We start from the raw sequence: 18,559 nt of genomic DNA, 5'->3' as shown, positions 1-18,559 counted from the left end.
CCTTTTCCTTCTTCGGCTTCTTGGGCTTGTCCTTTTCATCAACGGTCGGAACCGGTTGATTCATTCCAAGCCCAAGTCCGAGACCAAGGGAAAGTCCCATGGCGCACCTCTTAGGTCAGAGGCGGCGACAGGCTTGACGGCTTCCGTCAAAAATGGGATTCTTGTCGTGTTCACTGACAAGACTGGCCGGTCGCACGGCTCAAGTTTCATCCGTGGGGTCCCATTGCAGCCCCACGGATGAATATACTTGATTCGTTCTGCCTGAGTCCATGGCGAATACCTCAGGTCGTGGGTTGGTCAACCCCAATACACAAAATATGTCACGCCGCCCGCTGCCAGTACCCCTTCCAGTTCCTGCTAACCGGCGCGTCCATCGCGTTCGAAACCATGATGTGTGCCAGCGTCCCGTTGTCAGTGCGGCGGTTGTCTTCCAGCCATGCGGCGTGGTTTGCGTACTGGTAGAGGTACTGCGGCGAAACGTGGTGATGCTGGCCGACAACCATGCGGCGCAGGCGGGAGAAGTAGTTTTCCGCCATATTGGTGTGCTTGCCGTGATCGCTGTACACCTGCGAGTGGTTCACGCGATCCACGGACCAGCCAGCGTGGAGCAAATCCCAATGGGACGCTTCGTCGGCGGTCAGGGTAGCGGAGCGGCTGACGTTCTCTTTCGCCAGTTCCACGCCTTCCGCTTCCTGCTTGGCAACAAACGGCAGAGTGCGGCCATCACGCTCACGCAGGACCACAACCACGCGGCGCTTGCCGGTCTGGTTCTCTTTCAGGCGGCGGTCCTTCCGGTCTTCCTTGCGGTTCTCCGGGCGGACGTGACCGCCAAAATACGCGCCATCAACTTCAACATGACCGTTCAGCACTTCGCCAGTCTGAACCTCAAGGGCCATCGCTTCGCGCAGCTTGTGGGCCAGTACAAAGGCGGTCTTGTACTGGCAATCCAGGTCGCGGGAAAGCTGCACCATGGAAACGCCCTTGGATGCGTTCACGATGATGCAGATCGCGGCCAGCAGGTCCACGAAGGCCATCTTGCGGGAATCAAAGATGGTGCCGGACGTAACCGAAAACTGGTGAGCGCAAGCCTTGCACTTAAACTTGCGGCGGGTGCTGATCGAATAGGTTTCGTCATGTCCGCAGCGCGGGCAAACCGCCTCGCCATCCGTCTCGGGCCAGCGCATCTTGCAGAAGGTTTCGTAAGCTGCTTCCTCGCCTGCTTTGTAGATCGAACGCAGGGAGAGGGTGCGGGACGCTGCGGAGAGGAGAAAGTGTTGGGCCATCGTATCGTTTCCGTTACCTATGTAACAGATATGGTACGTTGACGCATCCCTTGCAAGGGCATAGGTATCAAAAAAGATACGTTTATCTTGAAAGGTGACGCATGGCGCAGCAAACAGAATGGGAAACGATGGCCGCGAACCTCCTGAAAGCGGAGCTGAAGCGTAAAGGCGTGACCTATGCGCAGCTTGCCGATCTGATTGGAGACAAAGAGGTGAACATTCGAAACAAATTGTCACGAGGGAAGTTCACTGCGGCGTTCCTATTGCAGTCCCTTTCTGCTATAAAAGTGCAGAGAGTTGAGATTTTGGAATGATCAAGGAAACAGAGCAAAAACAATGGATTAAGGTGCGAAAATGGATCGCGCCGACCGTGGTGGCTGCTGCGGTTTTCGGTGTTTTGCTTGCGGTTCAAACGCTCAGTACTGTTGCGGCAATCTTGACCGCCTTAGCCATCGTGGTTTTCGGCATCATCTTGCTGACCTCACTGTAAATCCATCCGCTCCTGTTTTTCGTGAGGGCGAATTTTGACAACCTTTTGAACAGAATATTCTTTGACCGACCAAACGCTCTCTCTGCGTTCTTCGGAAATTTCGAGCAGAACCGTCAACACAATCCCCTGCGCCATCTCAATTCCAAGCTTCCCTTCGGCCATGTTGGTTAAGAACTCATGGTCTTTTATGGTGGCCCCTATCTTTCCATACGGCCATGTGAACCCCCACCTTTTGTCAGTTTCGGTAGTTAAGACTGGCCGAAACAGAACCAGATCAACCTCCTCTACCCGCGTGCGCTTTTCGGTTCCCTCATGGTCGATGATGAACACCTCCGGCGGAAACTCTCCTCTGCTGACGACGATGGAAGGCCTATTACCATCGGTTCGAGAAGTGACCCCCACGCCGGTCACGTCATCATCATTGGAAAGCTCAGCAAACACCCTCCTAGCAGGAGCTTCGCCAAGGCGCGCTTCTAGCGCGGCCGCAACATCCTTGGCGATTTGAGTACGCTCCTCCTCAGATAGAGAAACAACTTCCTGCGGTGCGTCTGGCCCTTTCATGTATTCAAGAACTTGCTCAAGCCCCCAGCGTCCGCCGGTATCTACAATGTAGATGATCGAAGAAACTATCGCTGTTCGTATAAGCGCCTGCGGATCGTCCGTAATCGACTTGATGATACCCCGCAGCTTTTGGCTTCCGGGTTCAGATGCAACAAGATCAATTGTGGGCGGGTGTGCTGGATCGAAGAACGCTCCAACACTCTCGACCGTATCGGCCCAGGCTATCGCGGCACGAGCCGCCGTTTTTAGATCAATGCGTGTGTCTGGCTTCAGATCAATAAATAAGACCAGCGGCGTTTCTGACATGTAGACCTCCTGTTAAAACAAGAGGTAGGCGACTTCAGACGCTAAGTGGAGTCATTTCATCTAGCCGCGCACCGCTTGGTGCGTTTGATACATAAGGCCGCAAATATCCTCGGGGGTGAATTGGCCCGCAGGGACAAGAGGGGGCAGACAGCCCCCTCTCCCGGTTCAAATCACGCCGCAGGCATCCGCTGTTCGACGATGCCCGCCCACCACGAACAACCCGCCGGGATCGCTTCGTCGTTGAAGTTGTACTTCGGGTGGTGCACGTCGGCGCTATCGCCGTTGCCCATGAAGATGTAGGCGCCCGGGCGTTCTTCCAGCATGTAGGAAAAATCCTCGCCGCCCATGGTGATCTCGGCCTCGGCGCAGTCGCCCGACACCGACCGCGCAACGGCGGCGGCAAATTCGGTCTGCTCGGGCGCGTTGATGGTCGGCGGGTAGTTCGAATGATAGATCACCTCGGCCTCGGCGCCATAGGCGGCGGCGATGGCGACGGGGATCGATTTGATCTTCTCTTCGGTCATCTTGCGGTTTTCCGGCGTCAGCGTGCGGATGGTGCCGCGCAGTTCGACCGTGTCGGGGATGACGTTGAACGCCTGCGACGAGGTCACGAAGCTGGTGACCGACACGACGACCGCACTGATCGGGTCGGCGGTGCGGCTGACGATGCTTTGCAGGGCAACGACGATCTGCGACGCGGTGACGACCGAATCCACCGCCTGGTGCGGCTTGGCGCCGTGGCCGCCCTTGCCCTTCACGATGATGGTGAATTCATCGGTGGCGGCCATGGTCGGGCCGGGGCGGATCGCAAAGGTGCCGACGGGCATGCCGGGCCAGTTGTGCATGCCGTAGACCTCCTGGATGCCGAAGCGGTCCATCATGCCGTCAGCGCACATCTCGCGTCCGCCACCGCCGCCCTCTTCGGCGGGCTGGAAGATCACCACGACCGTGCCGTCGAAGTTGCGCGTTTCCGACAGATACTTGGCCGCGCCCAGCAGCATCGCGGTGTGGCCGTCGTGGCCGCAGGCATGCATCGCGCCGGGCGTCTTCGAGGCATAGTCGACCCCGGTTTCTTCCAGGATCGGCAGCGCGTCCATGTCGGCGCGCAACCCGATGACCTTGCCCGACCCGGTTTCCTTGCCCTTGATGACACCGACGACGCCGGTGCGGCCCAGGCCGGTGACGACCTCGTCACAGCCGAAGGCCTTCAGCTTTTCCTCGACGATGCCGGCGGTGCGGATGGTGTCGAACAGGATCTCGGGGTGTTCGTGCAGGTCGCGGCGCCATTCGGTGATCTCGGGCAGCAGCTCTGCAAAGCGGTTCTTGACGGGCATTGTCTTTCCTTTCGCGGCCGGCGGCAGGCCGGCAGTCTGGCTCCGGTCGTCAGGCCGGCAGTCTGTTTTCGACGAGCTCCGCGAACCAGCTGCAGCCGGCCGGGATCGCTTCATCGTTGAAGTCATAGGCGGGGTGATGGACCATGGCGCTGTCGCCGTTGCCCAGCATGATATAGGCGCCCGGGCGCTGTTCCAGCATGTAGGCAAAGTCCTCGGCCGCCATGACGGGCGGCACGTTGCGGTCGACCCGGCCCGCCACCTGTTCGGCGATATCGGCGGCAAAGTCGGTCTGGTCGGGGGTGTTCATCGTCACCGGATAGCCGCGGTCATAGGTGATCTCGGCCGTGGCACCGAAGGCTTGGGCCGTCGCGGTGACCAGGGTGCGGATGCGGTCTTCGGCCATATCGCGCACGCCGGGGTCCAGCGTGCGGACGGTGCCGCGCAGGAAGACCGCGCCGGGGATGATGTTGTGCGACTTGGTGTCAGATTCCAGCGTGCAGACCGACACGACGATCGACTTGATCGGGTCGGCGTTGCGGCTGGCGACTGTTTGCAGCGCGGTGATGATCTGCGCGGCAGCGACCACCGGATCGATGACCGTATGGGGCTGCGCGGCATGGCCACCCTTGCCCGTCACGGTGATCGCGAATTCGTCGGCCGAGCCGAGCAGCGCGCCGGGGCGGATCGCGAAATCGCCCACGGGCAGGCCCGGCTGGTTGTGCAGGCCATAGACCTCGTCGATATGCCAGCGGTCAAACAGCCCGTCGTCGATCATGGCCTTGCCGCCGGCCCCGCCCTCTTCGGCGGGCTGGAAGATCAGGACCACGGTGCCGTCGAAGCGTCGCGTCTCGGCCAGGTATTTTGCGGCGCCCAGCAGGATCGAGGTATGCCCGTCATGACCGCAGGCGTGCATCATGCCGGGCGTCTTCGAGGCATGGGGCAGCCCGGTCTTTTCCTGCATCGGCAACGCGTCCATGTCGGCCCGCAGACCGATCGCGCGGCCATGGGTGTCGCTTTGCCCCCGGATCACCGCGACCACGCCGGTGCGGCCGATGCCTTCCACCACTTCGTCGCATCCGAAGTCCCGAAGCTTGTCGGCCACGATCCCGGCGGTCCGGGGAATGTCGTACAGCAGTTCGGGGTTTTCATGGAAATCGCGCCGCCAGGCGGTGATTTCGGGAAGCAGTTCGGCAAAGCGGTTCTTGATGGGCATGGGTCAGTCCTGGTTCAGGTGGTCCAGAAGTCGTCGCATGAAGGTATGGCCGGCTTCGAACTGCGACACCTCGATGAATTCGTCGGGCTGGTGGGCCTGCTGGATGTCGCCGGGGCCGCAGACCACGGCGTCAAAGCCGTGCTTCTGGAAATATCCCGCCTCGGTGCCATAGCTGACGACATGGCGCGCATTGTCGCCCGTCAGCTGCCGCGCCAGCGTTTCGGCCGGGCCACCGGGATCGGAGAAGAGGCCGGGGCCCGCGAATTTCTCGGTCACCTCGATCCGCGTATCGGGGTGGATCGCCTGCATGCCGGCCTCGATCTCGGCCACCTTGTCCATGACGCGACGGGTCCAGACCTTGGGGTCATCCCCCGGGGCCACGCGGATCGAGAAGACGAATTCGCAATCCTTGGCGGTGATGTTGTGGGCGGTGCCGCCTTCGATCATGCCGACATGCAGGTTGGACCAGGGCGGATCGAACAGTGCGTTGATCTCATTCGGGGTCGCGGCGGCGCTTTCGGCGTTCACCTCGTTCGCCCACTGGATCAGCTTGGCCCCTTCCATGATCGCGGACACGCCGCGATGCGACAGGGACGAATGGATCTCGTAGCCGTGGAAATGCATGTTCCAGGCCAGCCCGCCCTTGTGGCCGGTGACGGCCTGCATGGTGGTCGGCTCGCCGATGATGGCGGTCTTGGCGCGCGGGAAGGCGTCGCCCAGATCCTCGATCAGCGGATCGGCCCCGATCAGACCGACTTCCTCGTCATAGGTGAAGGCCAGCTGCAAGGGCCGCTTGGTCCCGTTCAGATGCGCCTCGACCACGGCCCAGACGGCCAGCGCGTCGAAGCTTTTCATGTCGCAGCAGCCCCGCCCGTAGTACCGTCCGTCCTTTTCGGTGACGGTGAAGGGATCGGTCGACCAGGCCTGCCCGTCCACGGGCACCACGTCGGTGTGCCCGGACAGCACGACGCCGCCGTCCTCCATCGGGCCGGCATGGGCCCAGAGACCCGCCTTAGGCTCTGACGCGTGCAGGTGGCGTTTGACCGCAACCCCATGGCTTTCAAGGTAATCCTGCACCCAGTCGATGAGCGGAAGGTTCGAATCGCGAGAGACCGTGGGGAAGCTGACCAGCTTCTCCATGATCTGATAGGGCGTCAGTTTTTCGGGCATTTTCTCAGTAGCCGCTGTCGGTTGTCAGCACGAAGTGGTCCTCGCCGACCTTGTCGTAGACCGAAGGTTCGGCGACGTAATCAAGATCGTGGATCGGGGACGGGATGGGTTTGAAGTTCAGCTCGCGTTCGGATTTGCGGCGGTCGGGATCGGCGATCGGGACGGCCTTCATCAGCGCGCGGGTGTAGGGGTGCTGCGGGTTTTCGAACACGGCCTGGCGGGATCCGATTTCGACGATGCGGCCCAGGTACATGACGCCGACGCGGTGGCTGACGCGTTCCACGACGGCCATGTCGTGGCTGATGAACAGGAACGACAGGCCCAGGTCGGCCTGAAGCTCCATCATCAGGTTCAGCACCTGCGCCTGCACCGACACGTCCAGCGCCGACACCGCTTCGTCCGCGACGATCAGCTTGGGGTTCAGGGCCAGCGCGCGGGCAATCGCCACACGTTGCCGCTGACCGCCCGACAGTTCGTGCGGGTAGCGGCGCATGAAGGCGCGCGGCAGGTGGACGCGGTCGAACAGCATGGCGATGCGGTCCTCCATCTCCTGCCCCTTTACGGTGCCGTAGTTCCACATCGGTTCGGCAACCTGGTCGCGCAGCATCATCTGCGGGTTCAGCGAGGCGAAGGGATCCTGGAAGATCATCTGCATATCAAGCCGCGCTTCGCGAAGGTCGCGATCGTTCAACGCCATGATGTCCTTGCCGCCCAGTCGGATCTCGCCCGAGTTCGGTTCGACCAGCCGCAGGATCGACCGCCCGGCCGAGGATTTGCCGCAGCCGGATTCCCCGACAAGGCTCAGCGTCTGGCCCTTGTTGACGGTGAACGACACGTCTTCGACCGCGTGAACCTGCGCCACCGTGCGCCGGAAGAAGCCACCTTTCACCGGGAAACGCGTGGTCAGGTTCTTCACCTCAAGCAGCGTCTCCTGCGTGCCGGGAATTGGTCGGACCTCTCCTGATTCGACCCCGACGAGCTTCATCGGCTCGGGCGCGGCCTTGCCGGTCATTTCCCCCAGCTTGGGCACTGCGGCGAGCAATGCTTTCGTATAGTCGTGCTTGGGATTGTTGAAAATTTCAGCGACGGTGCCCTCTTCGACCTTGTTGCCGCGGAACATGACCACGACGCGGTCCGCCATCTGCGCAACAACGGCCATGTCGTGGGTGATGAACATCACCGCCGTGCCGGTTTCCCGCTTGAGGCGATCCATCAGGGCCAGGATTTCGGCCTGAATCGTCACGTCGAGCGCAGTGGTCGGTTCGTCCGCGATCAGCAGACGCGGCTTGCAGGCCAGCGCCATGGCAATCACGACACGCTGGCGCATGCCGCCCGAAAGCTCGTGCGGATACTGCTTCATCCGACGTTCAGGTTCGGGGATCCGAACCTCGCGCAGCAATTCGATCGCGCGGGCGTGCGCCTCGGACTTGGACAGGTCCAGATGCAGGCGCAGCCCTTCGGTCAACTGGCGGCCGATGGTGAAGACAGGGTTCAGGGCCGTCATCGGCTCCTGGAAGATCATGCCGATTTCGTTGCCACGGATCGTGCGCATAAGGCCTTGATCCGTCTTGGCAATATCGATCTGGCCGCCTTCGGAGCGATCGAAGAACAGATGCCCTCCGGCGATCTTGCCGCCGCCGAATTCGACCAGCCGCATCAGCGACAGGGACGACACCGATTTGCCCGATCCGGATTCGCCGACGATGCAGACGGTTTCGCCGGGATAGACCGAGAAGGACACGTCCTCGACACCAAAGACTTCTCCGTCCTTGGTCTGGAACGACACTTTCAGATTTTCGATCCGGGCAATGGCCTCGCGGTCGGTGTCCGCGGCGGGGGTCTGATCCAGCATGGGGGGTCCTGTCCTGTCTGACGCCCTGACGCTAGCGACGGACGGGGCAAAATGTCAAACGCGTGACATCGCTTACCTCAGGTCCGCTAACCACTGGGCTTGCAATTTGAACGAAACCGCTTTTCGATGAACAAATCCGTGAGGTGGGCGGCCACACCCTTGATAGGGGTGCGATGGCACTTACCGCGCGTACCATCCCGCGCCTCCGCAGAAGTGGCGCGGCAAATCCAACAATGGAGTGTGTGATGAAACTCAGAACCCTGTTGCTCGGCGCCGCCGCTGCATCGGTCATGGCGCCTGCCGCCATGGCAGAGCGTGGCGCGGACGGCCATGTCAACGTGATCTACTGGCAGGCGCCGTCGATCATGACCCCCTACCTGTCCTCGGGCACCAAGGACATCGAAGCCGCATCGCTGGTCATCGAACCCCTTGGCCGCTTTGACCAGGACGGCAACATGGTCCCCTACCTGGCCGTCGAAATTCCGACGATCGAAAACGGTGGCGTGACCGAAGACCTCAAGCAGATCACCTGGAAGCTGAAAGAGGGCCTGCTGTGGTCTGACGGCACCCCGGTGACCTCGGCCGACGTGGCCTTCACCGCCGAATACTGCATGCATCCCGAAGGCGGCTGCGCGCAGCTGGCCAAGTTCGAAGGCATCTCCTCGGTCGAGACGCCGGATGACCTGACTGTCGTGGTGAACTTCACCGAACCCAAGCCGAACCCCTACCAGGCGTTCATGGGCGGTCAGTCCCCGATCCTGCAGAAAGCCCAGTTCGAAAACTGCCTTGGCCCGAAAGCGCCCGAGTGCACCGAAGCGAACTTCAACCCGATCGGCACCGGCCCGTTCGTCGTGGATGATTTCCGCCCGAACGACGTGATCTCGCTGTCCGCAAACCCGAACTACCGCGATCCGGCGAAACCCGCCTTCGCGACCATGACCTTCAAGGGCGGCGGCGACGCGGCTGCGGCGGGTCGTGCGGTTCTGGAAACCGGCGAATACGATTACGCCTGGAACCTGCAGCTGGCCCCCGAAGTCATCGCCGAGATGGCCAAAGGCGGCAAGGGCACCCCGGTTTCGGCCTTCGGCACGCTGGTCGAACGGATCGAGATGAACATGACCGACCCGTCGCCGTCCCTGCCGGAAGGCGAGCGCGCGACCGCCAAGCACCCCCACTGGGCGCTGTCCGACGTCCGCGTCCGCAAGGCGCTGTCGATGGCCATCGACCGCGAACTGCTGGTGGAAATCGGCTACGGCCAGGCCGGTCGCCCGACCTGTAACCTGGTGCCCGCACCGGAGGTCTACGCCTCCGACAACACCGACTGCATCGCGCAGGACATCGAAGGCGCCAAGGCCCTGCTGGACGAAGCCGGCTGGACCGACAGCGATGGCGACGGCGTGCGCGACAAGGATGGCAAGAAGCTGGCGCTTCTCTACCAGACCTCGACCAACGCCGTGCGTCAGGACTTCCAGGCGCTGATCAAGCAGTGGTGGAGCGAGATCGGTGTCGAAACCGAACTGCGCAACATCTCGGGCTCGGTCTTCTTCGGTGGTGACCCGGGTTCGCCCGACACCTTCCAGAAGTTCTATGCGGACGTGGAAATGTACGCGAACAACTTCGACGGCACCGATCCCGAAGCCTACCTGGCGCAGCACACCTGCGAAAAGGCCCCCAAGCCGGAAAGCCAGTGGCAGGGTGAAAACATCAACCGCTTCTGCGACGAAGAGTACGACGCACTTGTCGCCGAGCTGGGCAAGACCGGCGAAATCGAGAAGCGTGCCGAGATCGCCAAGAAGCTCAACGACATGCTGACCAAAGACAGCTACGTCGTCGTGCCGCTGGTCGACCGTGGCCGTGTGTCCGCACATTCCAACACCCTGGGTGGTGTGGTCCTGAACACCTGGGACTCGGAACTGTGGAACGCCGCCGACTGGCACCGCGTCAAGTAAACGCCTGATCTTTACGCCCCCGCATCCACTTGCGGGGGCGTATCCCGTTTTTCGGGCGGTATTCGAAAGCCATTGGTGCAGGATGGCTTTCCAATGCAGCCCCAAAAGATGGACATGGCCTTTGCCCTCAAAGCTCCTCCCCAAAGACCATGAGGTCGCCCCATGCTGACCTTCACGATCCGGCGTCTCGTGCTCGCCGTGCCCACGCTTCTCTTCATCTCGCTGGTCATCTTCGGCCTGCTGATGCTGGCGCCCGGCGACCCGATGGCGCAGGTGCCGCTGACGGTGCCGCCGGAAGTCAAACAGAAGATGCGCGAGGCGCTTGGCCTCGGTGACGCCTGGTACGTTCAGTACTGGAAATGGCTGCGGCAGTTCTTCTGGGTCGAACCCCGGGTGCTGATCGACGCGATCTTCGGAACCGAATTCGCAGCCGGAGAACTGCGGGCGCTGTCCTGGCAGACCCGGTCGCCGATCATGGACATCGTCGTGCAGCGTATCCCCCAGACGCTCTGGGTGGTCGGCACGGCCTATGTCGTGGCCGTCCTGATCGCCCTGCCGATCGGCATCTATTCGGCCTACCGCCAGTATTCGCTGTTCGACAACGTCGGCACCTTCGTGTCGATGATCGGGTTTTCGGTGCCACCCTTCTTCTCGGGCGTGCTGGTGATCGTGATCTTCTCGGTCCAGCTGGGCTGGTTCCCGTCGATCTACGACACGACGCACAAGGTGACCGACTGGGACAGCTTCATGATCCAGCTGCGCCAGATGGTGCTCCCGGTGATGGTTCTGGCGTTGCAGATCACGGCGCAGATCGCGCGGTTCATGCGGGCCTCGATGCTGGACAACCTCAACCAGGATTACGTGCGCACCGCGCGGGCCAAGGGCCTGGGCGAACGCGTCGTGGTGCTGAGCCACGTTCTGCGCAACTCGATGATCCCCGTGGTCACCGTGATCGCGCTTGGCATTCCGTCGATCTTCGGCGGCGCCATCATCACCGAACAGGTCTTCAAGGTGAACGGGATCGGCCAGCTGCTGATCACCGCGATCCAGGCGAACGACCTGCCGATGGTGCAGACGCTGACCTTCATCTTCGCCGTGCTGATCGTGATGTTCAATCTGATCGCCGACGTGCTTTACGGCATTCTCGACCCCCGGATCCGCTATGACTGACCCCAACACACCCCAGCAGATCGAACCCGGCCCCGGCGAAGTCCAGGCCGCAGACGTCATGAAGGTGCAGGTGCCCAACACGCCGCCCCGGTCCCAGTGGGCCGAGGTCTGGAGCCAGTTCCGCCACCACAAGGGCGCCATGGCCGGCGGGATCATCTTCCTGCTGATCGTCCTGGTCGTCTTCGCCGGCCCGCTGTTCTGGCCGATCGAGGCGACCTTCATCGACATCCGCGCCCGCAACCAGGGGCCGTCGCTGGCGCATCCCTTCGGCACCGACCAGCTGGGCCGCGACATGCTGGCCCGGATGATGGCCGGCGGGCAGGTCTCGCTTTCCGTGGGCATCACCGCGATGCTACTGGCGCTGTTCCTGGGCTCGCTCGTGGGGGTCATGGCGGGCTATTTCAAATGGCTCGACAACCTGCTGATGCGGACGACGGACCTGTTCCTCGCCCTGCCCCTGCTGCCGCTGCTGCTGGTCATGGTTCTGCTGTTCCGTGAACCGCTCAACGCGGCCTTCGGGCCCGAAACGGGGATCTTCATCCTGATCGTGGTCGCCATCGGCGTGACCTCGTGGATGCCCACGGCACGGATCGTGCGCGGCGACGTGCTGGCGTTGAAGGAGCGTGAATTCGTGCTGGCCGCCCGGTCGATCGGGACGACGGACAGCAAGATGATCCTGCGGCATATCCTGCCGAACGTGATCTCTCCGATCGTGGTGTCGGCAACCCTGGGCATCGCCAATGCGATCATCACCGAATCCGCCCTGTCGTTCCTGGGTCTCGGCTTTCCGCCGGACTTCCCGACCTGGGGCCGCCTGCTGTTCGACGCGGTCGACTACATGCAGCAGAACCCGGAAAGGGTGATCCTGCCCGGCGTCGCGATCTCGCTGACCGTGCTGACGGTCAATTACCTCGGTGACGGGTTGCGCGACGCGCTTGATCCCCGCATCCGCGGGCGCTGAGGCAAATTAAGGCAAGGGTTCCACCGGCGCGCAGCGATGCGGGCCGGTGTTCCATTTCCCGGGGCTGGCGGGGACAGCGTTCTTGTCGCCCGCGCCGATCGGGATAATTTCCCGACCAAGCCACCTATTCGCATGAATGAATAGCTTGATATGGCCCCCTCTGCAGGCGTATCGGGACAATATTCCGCGCTCAGGAGATACCTATGTACGAATCCTTCGGCTTCGACACTCTGACACCGCAACAGGCGAGCCTCTGGTTCGCCCTGGGCCTCGGGCTGGTCTTCGGCCTGCTGGCAGCGGTCACCAAGTTCTGCTTCCGCCGCGCCCTGGTGGGCGAGGACCGCCGCGCCGCGCGCGGGGTCTGGGCGTTGGCCCTGGCCGTGGCGATCCTGGGCACGCAGGGCGCCGTGGCCGCCGGGCTGATCGATTTCGCAGGCCACCGCTATGTCACCGGCGACATGCCCGTTCTGGCCATTGCGCTAGGCGGGCTTCTGTTCGGCGCCGGCATGATCCTGACACGCGGCTGCGTCTCGCGGCTGGTCGTTCTGACGGGCGCGGGCAACCTGCGCGCGGCGCTGGTGCTGGTCGTCTTCGCGGTCGTCGCCCATGCCACGCTCAAGGGCGTGCTGGCCCCGGTGCGCACCACGCTCGGGTCGGTCACCTGGTCCGTCGGAGAGTTCGGGACGCTGGCCGCCCTGCCCGGCGGCCTGACCCTGTGGTCCGTGGTGCTGGCCGCGCTGGCGCTGGTCTTCGTGGTGCGGTCCGGCAATCCGGTCAGTCGGCTGGTGCTGGCCGCCGCCATCGGCCTGCTGGTGCCGCTTGGCTGGGTCGGCACGGGCTATGTGCTCTATGACGAATTTGACCCGATCACGCTGGAAAGCCTGTCGTTCATCGCCCCCATGACCGAGGGCCTCTTCTGGACCATCGCGTCGACGGCCGTGCCCGCGGGCTTCGGCACCGGGCTGATCGGTGGCGCGCTTCTGGGTGGCCTGATTGCCGCGCTGGCGCTGCGTAGCTTCGAATGGCAAAGCTTCGCGACCCCGGCACAGACCGGCCGCTACATCCTTGGCGCGACCCTGATGGGCTTTGGCGGCGTGCTTGCGGGCGGCTGCACCATCGGCGCGGGCCTGGCCGGGGTGCCGACGCTTGGCGTCGCGGCGCTGCTGGCGCTTGGCTTCATCTGCATCGGCGGCGTGGCCACCGACCGCCTGCTGTTGGGCCGCGCGCTGCCTGCCGCACTGGCGCAGCCTGCCGAATAATCCACCCATCCGCGAACGAAAGAAGGGCCCGCATTCGCCGGGCCCTTTTGCATATGAGGATCACGTCAGGATCTTCAGCATCCCCGCCTCGGCCTTCGACAGGCCCCGGCGGCCTTCTGGCAGATCCGCCGCATCCACGCCAACAAGATCGATCACCTTGGGGTGGATGTAGGAATTCCGCGCGACCGTCGGCGTATTCGCCAAGGCCTCGGACGCGGCCTGGGCCATGGACTTGATGGTCGCCCCCTCGCCCTCTGCCAGATGGCATTCAAAGGCGGCCAGCGACCCGGCCCAGGTGCGGAAGGTCTTGGCCGTGAACCCGTCGTGCCCGCCGATTTCCGAGAGGTATCCGTTCAACGCCGAAGAGGTGACCTTGTGCGCCGCGCCCGCGTCGTCGACCCAGGTGAACAGCTCTGCCCCCGGCAGATCGCGCGCCGCCTGCAGCACCCGCATCAGGCGTTTCGACCGGATGCGCCTGCGCACCTTCTTGCCGCCCTTGGCCATCCAGCTCAGGTCCAGCCCGCCGTCACGCAGTCGCAGATGGCGGCGGGTCAGGGTCGTCGCGCCATAGGTGCCGTTCTCGGCGGCATAGACCGGGTTGCCGACGCGCATCGCGGTCTCGTCGATCAGCAGCAGCGCGGCGGCCAGCGCGAACTCCGCCTCCCCCGCCTCGCGGTTGTTCAGGTCGCGGGAAATCCGGCCCCGTATCTTCGGCAACGCCTCGCCAAAGGCGGGCAGCACCGCGAATTTCTCGGCCGATCGCGCGGCGGACCAGTCGGGATGATAGCGGTACTGCTTGCGCGACCGGTCGTCGAACCCCGTCGCCATCAGGTGCCCGTTGTCCAACGGCGTCATCCAGACGCGATCATAGGCGGGGGGCACCGCCATGGCCTCCAGCCGCCGCCGCTCGGGCCCGCGGGCGATGGTGGTGCCGTCCGGTCCGCGATAGGTAAAGCCGCGCCCATGGCGCGCCCGGGTGATGCCGGGCCGGTCGTCGGGGTAATAGACCAGCTCTGCCATGCTCAGGCCCGCTCCACCTCAGAGTGCAGCTTGAGCACCTTGTCGCCGTCTTCCTGCACGATCAGCAGCGCGGGGTTGTCGTCAGATCCCTTGCGGGTGACCTCCTCGCCCTTGAGCGTGCGGGTGACCTCGCGGGTGAACCGCTCCTCCACCTTGCCGCTGGCCGAGCCATTGCCCCAGCTCCACTTCACCTGAGTACCTTCGCGGATCATCTGCATCTCCTCCGTGCTAATGACCAAACCCGGCCCGCTTCTTCTGGTTCCAAATACCTTGGGGGGAGGACCGGCACGGGCCGGGGGGCAAAGCCCCCCCTCGGTCGGCTCACACAAACGAAAAGGGCGGCCCCGCAGGACCGCCCTTTCCAATTCGCTTGACCGCAGATCAGTCGATCTTGGCCAGCAACGCTCCGACGCTGTCTTTCGCGTCGCCATAGTACATGCGGGTGTTGTCCTTATAGAACAGCGGGTTCTCGATGCCCGAATAGCCGGTGCCCTGACCGCGCTTCGAGACAAACACCTGCTTGGCCTTCCAGACTTCCAGAACCGGCATGCCGGCAATCGGAGAGTTCGGATCGTCCTGCGCCGCCGGGTTCACGATGTCGTTCGACCCGATCACGATGACCACGTCCGTATCGGGGAAGTCGTCGTTGATCTCGTCCATCTCCAGCACGATGTCGTAGGGCACCTTGGCCTCGGCCAGAAGCACGTTCATGTGGCCCGGCAGACGACCCGCGACGGGATGGATCGCGAAACGCACTTCCTTGCCCTTGGCGCGCAGCTTGCGGGTCAGTTCGGCGACGTTCTGCTGTGCCTGCGCGACCGCCATGCCGTAGCCCGGCACGATGACCACGCTGTCGGCCTCGTCCAGCGCCTGTGCCACGCCGTCGACGTCAATGGGCTTCTGTTCGCCCTCGACTTCCATCGCCGGGCCGCTGGTGCCGCCGAAGCCGCCCAGGATCACCGACACGAAGGACCGGTTCATCGCCTTGCACATGATGTAGGACAGGATCGCACCCGACGAGCCGACCAGCGCGCCCACAACGATCAGCAGGTCGTTGCCAAGCGAGAAGCCGATCGCGGCCGCTGCCCAGCCCGAATAGCTGTTCAGCATCGACACGACGACAGGCATATCCGCGCCGCCGATGCCCATGATCAGGTGATAGCCGATGAAGAGCGCGGCCAGCGTCATCAGGGCCAGCGGCAGGAAGCCACCGGTCGAGGCATACCAGAACAGGCAGACGACCGACAGGATGGCGGCGGCGGCGTTCAGCAGGTGACCGCCGGGCAGCTTCTGCGCCGCCGAGGTGACCTTGCCCGCCAGTTTGCCATAGGCGATGACCGACCCGGTGAAGGTCACGGCCCCGATGAAGATGCCGAGGAAGAGCTCGACCTTCAGGATGCCGATCTCGACCCCGTCTTTCTTGGCGATCAGGGCGGCAAAGCCCTTTAGCGCCTCGCGGGCGGTTTCGTCCATCGCGGCCACGCGGGCCAGTTCGATATGGGCATTGAAGCCGACAAAGACCGCCGCCAGACCGACAAGGCTGTGCATTGCAGCAACAAGCTGCGGCATCTCGGTCATTTCGACCTTCTTGGCCACGTACATGCCGATGGCCCCGCCGCCTGCGATGAGCAGAGCCGACAGCAGCCACAGGCCCGATCCCGGCCCGATCAGCGTGGCGAAGACCGCCAGCGCCATGCCCACGATGCCGTACCAGACGGCGCGTTTTGCAGATTCCTGCCCGGAGAGGCCCCCGAGAGACAGGATGAAGAGGACAGCCGCGACCACATAGGCCGCCGTGGTGAATCCGTAATCCATGATCCCCGCCTTTCCTTAAGATTTCTGGAACATGGCGAGCATGCGCCGTGTCACAAGGAAGCCGCCGAAGATGTTGATCCCGGCCATGAAGACCGAAAGCCCCGCCAGCAGGATCACCAGGAAGGACCCGGACCCGATCTGCATCAGGGCGCCCAGGATGATGATCGAGGAGATCGCGTTCGTGACGGCCATCAGCGGCGTGTGCAGCGAATGCGCCACGCCCCAGATGACCTGGAAGCCAATGAAGACCGACAGGACAAACACGATGAAGTGCTGCATGAAGCTGGCCGGCGCAACAAGGCCGACACCCAGCAGCAGAACGGCACCGACACCCAGCAGGGTCACCTGTTGCTTGGTCTGTGCCTTGAAGGCGGCCGTTTCGGCGGCGCGCTTTTCTTCGGGCGTCAGCTCCTTGGCCTTTTCCTTGGGCTTCTGGGCCGCGATGGCCGCGACCTTCGGCGGTGGCGGCGGCCAGGTGATTTCGCCCTTGTGGGTCACGGTCGCGCCACGGATCACGTCGTCATCCATATTGTGATCGACCACGCCGTCCTTTTCGGGCGTCAGGTCGGTCATCATGTGACGGATGTTGGTGGCATAAAGGCTGGAGGCCTGCGTCGCCATGCGCGACGGGAAGTCGGTGTAGCCGATGATCGTGACGCCGTTGTCGGTCACGATCTTCTGGTCCATCACCGTCATCTTGCAGTTGCCGCCCTTTTCGGCGGCCAGGTCGACGATGACCGATCCGGGCTTCATGGCCTTGACCATGTCCTCGGTCCACAGCTCGGGCGCTTCGCGGTTCGGGATCAGCGCCGTGGTGATGACGATGTCGACCTCGGGGGCCAGTTCGCGGAACTTGGCCAGCTGCGCCTCGCGGAATTCGGGCGAAGATACCGCCGCATAGCCACCCGTGGCCGCGCCGTCCGCCTGTTCTTCCTCGAAGTCGAGGTAGACGAATTCGGCGCCCATGGATTCAACCTGCTCGGCCACTTCGGGACGCACGTCGAAGGCGTATGTGACGGCGCCAAGCGAGGTCGAGGTGCCGATGGCGGCCAGACCGGCCACGCCGGCGCCGACGACCAGGACCTTGGCGGGGGGCACCTTGCCCGCAGCCGTGACCTGACCGGTGAAGAAGCGGCCAAAGTTGTTGCCGGCCTCGATCACCGCGCGGTAGCCCGCGATATTGGCCATGGACGACAGGGCGTCCATCTTCTGCGCGCGGGAAATCCGCGGCACCATCTCCATCGCGATGACGGTGGCGCCCTTGGATTTCGCGATCTCCATCCCCTGCTCGTTTCCGGCTGGGTTGAAGAAGGAAATCAACGTCTTGTCAGCACTCAGGCGCTTCAGCTCGGTCTCGTTCGGCTGACGCACCTTGGCGATGATGTCGACCTCTTTCCACAGCGCGGCAGCGGTCTTGACCACCGTGACGCCAGCTGCCTCGTACATGTCGTCGGCAAAGCCCGCGGCCGCACCGGCCCCGGCTTCGACGTAACACTCGTGGCCAAGCTTCTGGAGTTGCGCGGCCGAGTCCGGCGTCATCGCGACCCGGTTCTCACCCTCGAATACCTCTTTCGGCGTTCCGATTTTCACCTGTGTCGTCCCCCTTTTTGAACAACGGCTTTCCGACGGTCGGAATATTCCGACCAATTCCTCCTTGGGTCGCGCAAGATTGTTGCGCAACAGATCCCTGTCGATGTGCCCTTTCTGCAGCGCAGAGTCAAATCCAACGACGGGTCTTCTGACAATAGCGCGCGAAGTCAGCCCGGAATTTGCGCCTGAGTCCATCCTCTTCCGCGAAAATAAATCGCCGTTCGATAAACCAGAGGAAGATCGGAACAAGGGGGAGCGATAAAACAGCGTTCCAGTTGAGGATGAAACCGGCAAGGATCATGACATCGCCCAGGTAGATCGGGTTGCGCGTGCGGCTGAAGATCCCGGTGGTGACCAGTCGGCCGGCCTCGCGGTTGGGCAGGATCGTCGTGCGCTGGCGGTACATCTCGTGCGCGGCCAGGGCGATCAGGATCAGCCCGCCACCGACCAGCAGACCGCCCGCGAAATCCGACCACGCCCCGCCGAACGTCAGGCCCATGTCGAGATGACGCGCCTGGGCCCAGGCCGTTGCCAGCGCCAGGCCCAACCAGAGGGGCGGGATGTCGATCCAGGAACTCATGCCGGT

The 18,559-nt window shown here is 63.2% G+C and carries 17 protein-coding genes; 6 read left to right on the top strand and 11 right to left on the bottom strand.

Translation table 11 applies throughout. From position 1 onward, the window contains the following. Positions 1–320: 320 nt before the first annotated feature. On the bottom strand, positions 321–1,283 hold the full coding sequence (locus tag E4S58_RS03685; RefSeq protein WP_136634947.1) for an IS1595 family transposase: 963 nt from the start codon (positions 1,281–1,283) through the stop codon (positions 321–323). A gap of 101 nt (positions 1,284–1,384) precedes the next feature. On the opposite strand from E4S58_RS03685, the gene E4S58_RS03680 reads away from it, so the two are divergent. Together E4S58_RS03680 and E4S58_RS03675 are read left to right on the top strand one after the other, a co-directional pair. Then, on the top strand, positions 1,385–1,597 hold the full coding sequence (locus E4S58_RS03680) for a DUF6471 domain-containing protein (protein ID WP_136634946.1): 213 nt from the start codon (positions 1,385–1,387) through the stop codon (positions 1,595–1,597). After that, a complete protein-coding gene (locus tag E4S58_RS03675) occupies positions 1,594–1,773 on the top strand; it encodes a hypothetical protein (protein ID WP_136634945.1) in 180 nt (59 codons plus the stop codon). Before E4S58_RS03680 ends, E4S58_RS03675 begins: the two co-directional genes overlap by 4 nt. Here the strand turns inward: E4S58_RS03675 and E4S58_RS03670 are convergent. From E4S58_RS03670 to E4S58_RS03650, 5 genes are all read right to left on the bottom strand, one after another. Further along, a complete protein-coding gene (locus E4S58_RS03670) occupies positions 1,765–2,640 on the bottom strand; it encodes a hypothetical protein (RefSeq protein ID WP_136634944.1) in 876 nt (291 codons plus the stop codon). The genes E4S58_RS03675 and E4S58_RS03670 overlap by 9 nt on opposite strands. Before the next feature lie 170 nt (positions 2,641–2,810). After that, positions 2,811–3,974, bottom strand: coding sequence for a M20 aminoacylase family protein (locus tag E4S58_RS03665; RefSeq protein ID WP_136634943.1), 1,164 nt, complete (start codon positions 3,972–3,974; stop codon positions 2,811–2,813). A 49-nt stretch (positions 3,975–4,023) separates the two neighbouring features. Next, positions 4,024–5,187, bottom strand: a complete 1,164-nt coding sequence (locus tag E4S58_RS03660; RefSeq protein ID WP_136634942.1) for a M20 aminoacylase family protein — start codon at positions 5,185–5,187, stop codon at positions 4,024–4,026. A gap of 3 nt (positions 5,188–5,190) precedes the next feature. Continuing rightward, complete coding sequence (argE, locus tag E4S58_RS03655; RefSeq protein ID WP_136634941.1) at positions 5,191–6,357, bottom strand: acetylornithine deacetylase; 1,167 nt, start codon at positions 6,355–6,357, stop codon at positions 5,191–5,193. Between the two features lie 4 nt (positions 6,358–6,361). Beyond that, a complete protein-coding gene (locus E4S58_RS03650; protein WP_136634940.1) occupies positions 6,362–8,209 on the bottom strand; it encodes an ABC transporter ATP-binding protein in 1,848 nt (615 codons plus the stop codon). 245 nt (positions 8,210–8,454) lie between these two features. On the opposite strand from E4S58_RS03650, the gene E4S58_RS03645 reads away from it, so the two are divergent. From E4S58_RS03645 to E4S58_RS03630, 4 genes are all read left to right on the top strand, one after another. Further along, positions 8,455–10,158, top strand: a complete 1,704-nt coding sequence (locus E4S58_RS03645) for a peptide ABC transporter substrate-binding protein (protein ID WP_136634939.1) — start codon at positions 8,455–8,457, stop codon at positions 10,156–10,158. Between the two features lie 162 nt (positions 10,159–10,320). Next, positions 10,321–11,328: an ABC transporter permease gene (locus tag E4S58_RS03640; RefSeq protein ID WP_136634938.1), complete on the top strand. Its 1,008-nt coding sequence runs from the start codon at positions 10,321–10,323 to the stop codon at positions 11,326–11,328. Beyond that, complete coding sequence (locus E4S58_RS03635; protein WP_205965352.1) at positions 11,321–12,289, top strand: ABC transporter permease; 969 nt, start codon at positions 11,321–11,323, stop codon at positions 12,287–12,289. The genes E4S58_RS03640 and E4S58_RS03635 overlap by 8 nt, the downstream gene beginning before the upstream one ends. A gap of 203 nt (positions 12,290–12,492) precedes the next feature. Continuing rightward, positions 12,493–13,548, top strand: a complete 1,056-nt coding sequence (locus E4S58_RS03630; protein ID WP_136634937.1) for a YeeE/YedE thiosulfate transporter family protein — start codon at positions 12,493–12,495, stop codon at positions 13,546–13,548. Positions 13,549–13,608: 60 nt separating this feature from the next. Here E4S58_RS03630 and E4S58_RS03625 read toward each other — a convergent pair whose 3' ends face one another. The 5 genes from E4S58_RS03625 to E4S58_RS03605 all read right to left on the bottom strand — a co-directional run bounded on the left by E4S58_RS03625 (position 13,609) and on the right by E4S58_RS03605 (position 18,553). Continuing rightward, positions 13,609–14,568, bottom strand: coding sequence for a DNA topoisomerase IB (locus E4S58_RS03625; protein WP_136634936.1), 960 nt, complete (start codon positions 14,566–14,568; stop codon positions 13,609–13,611). 2 nt (positions 14,569–14,570) lie between these two features. Continuing rightward, positions 14,571–14,807, bottom strand: a complete 237-nt coding sequence (locus E4S58_RS03620; protein WP_420821269.1) for a hypervirulence associated TUDOR domain-containing protein — start codon at positions 14,805–14,807, stop codon at positions 14,571–14,573. 142 nt (positions 14,808–14,949) lie between these two features. Then, on the bottom strand, positions 14,950–16,383 hold the full coding sequence (locus E4S58_RS03615) for an NAD(P)(+) transhydrogenase (Re/Si-specific) subunit beta (RefSeq protein WP_136634935.1): 1,434 nt from the start codon (positions 16,381–16,383) through the stop codon (positions 14,950–14,952). Between the two features lie 15 nt (positions 16,384–16,398). After that, a complete protein-coding gene (locus E4S58_RS03610) occupies positions 16,399–17,973 on the bottom strand; it encodes a Re/Si-specific NAD(P)(+) transhydrogenase subunit alpha (protein WP_136634934.1) in 1,575 nt (524 codons plus the stop codon). A 127-nt stretch (positions 17,974–18,100) separates the two neighbouring features. Further along, a complete protein-coding gene (locus tag E4S58_RS03605) occupies positions 18,101–18,553 on the bottom strand; it encodes a methyltransferase family protein (RefSeq protein ID WP_136634933.1) in 453 nt (150 codons plus the stop codon). Between the last annotated feature and the right edge of the window lie 6 nt (positions 18,554–18,559).

This window comes from Pseudooceanicola onchidii (assembly GCF_004959925.1).
GTDB classification, from domain to species: domain Bacteria; phylum Pseudomonadota; class Alphaproteobacteria; order Rhodobacterales; family Rhodobacteraceae; genus Pseudooceanicola; species Pseudooceanicola onchidii.
This window is presented reverse-complemented; position numbering and strand designations above follow the sequence as displayed.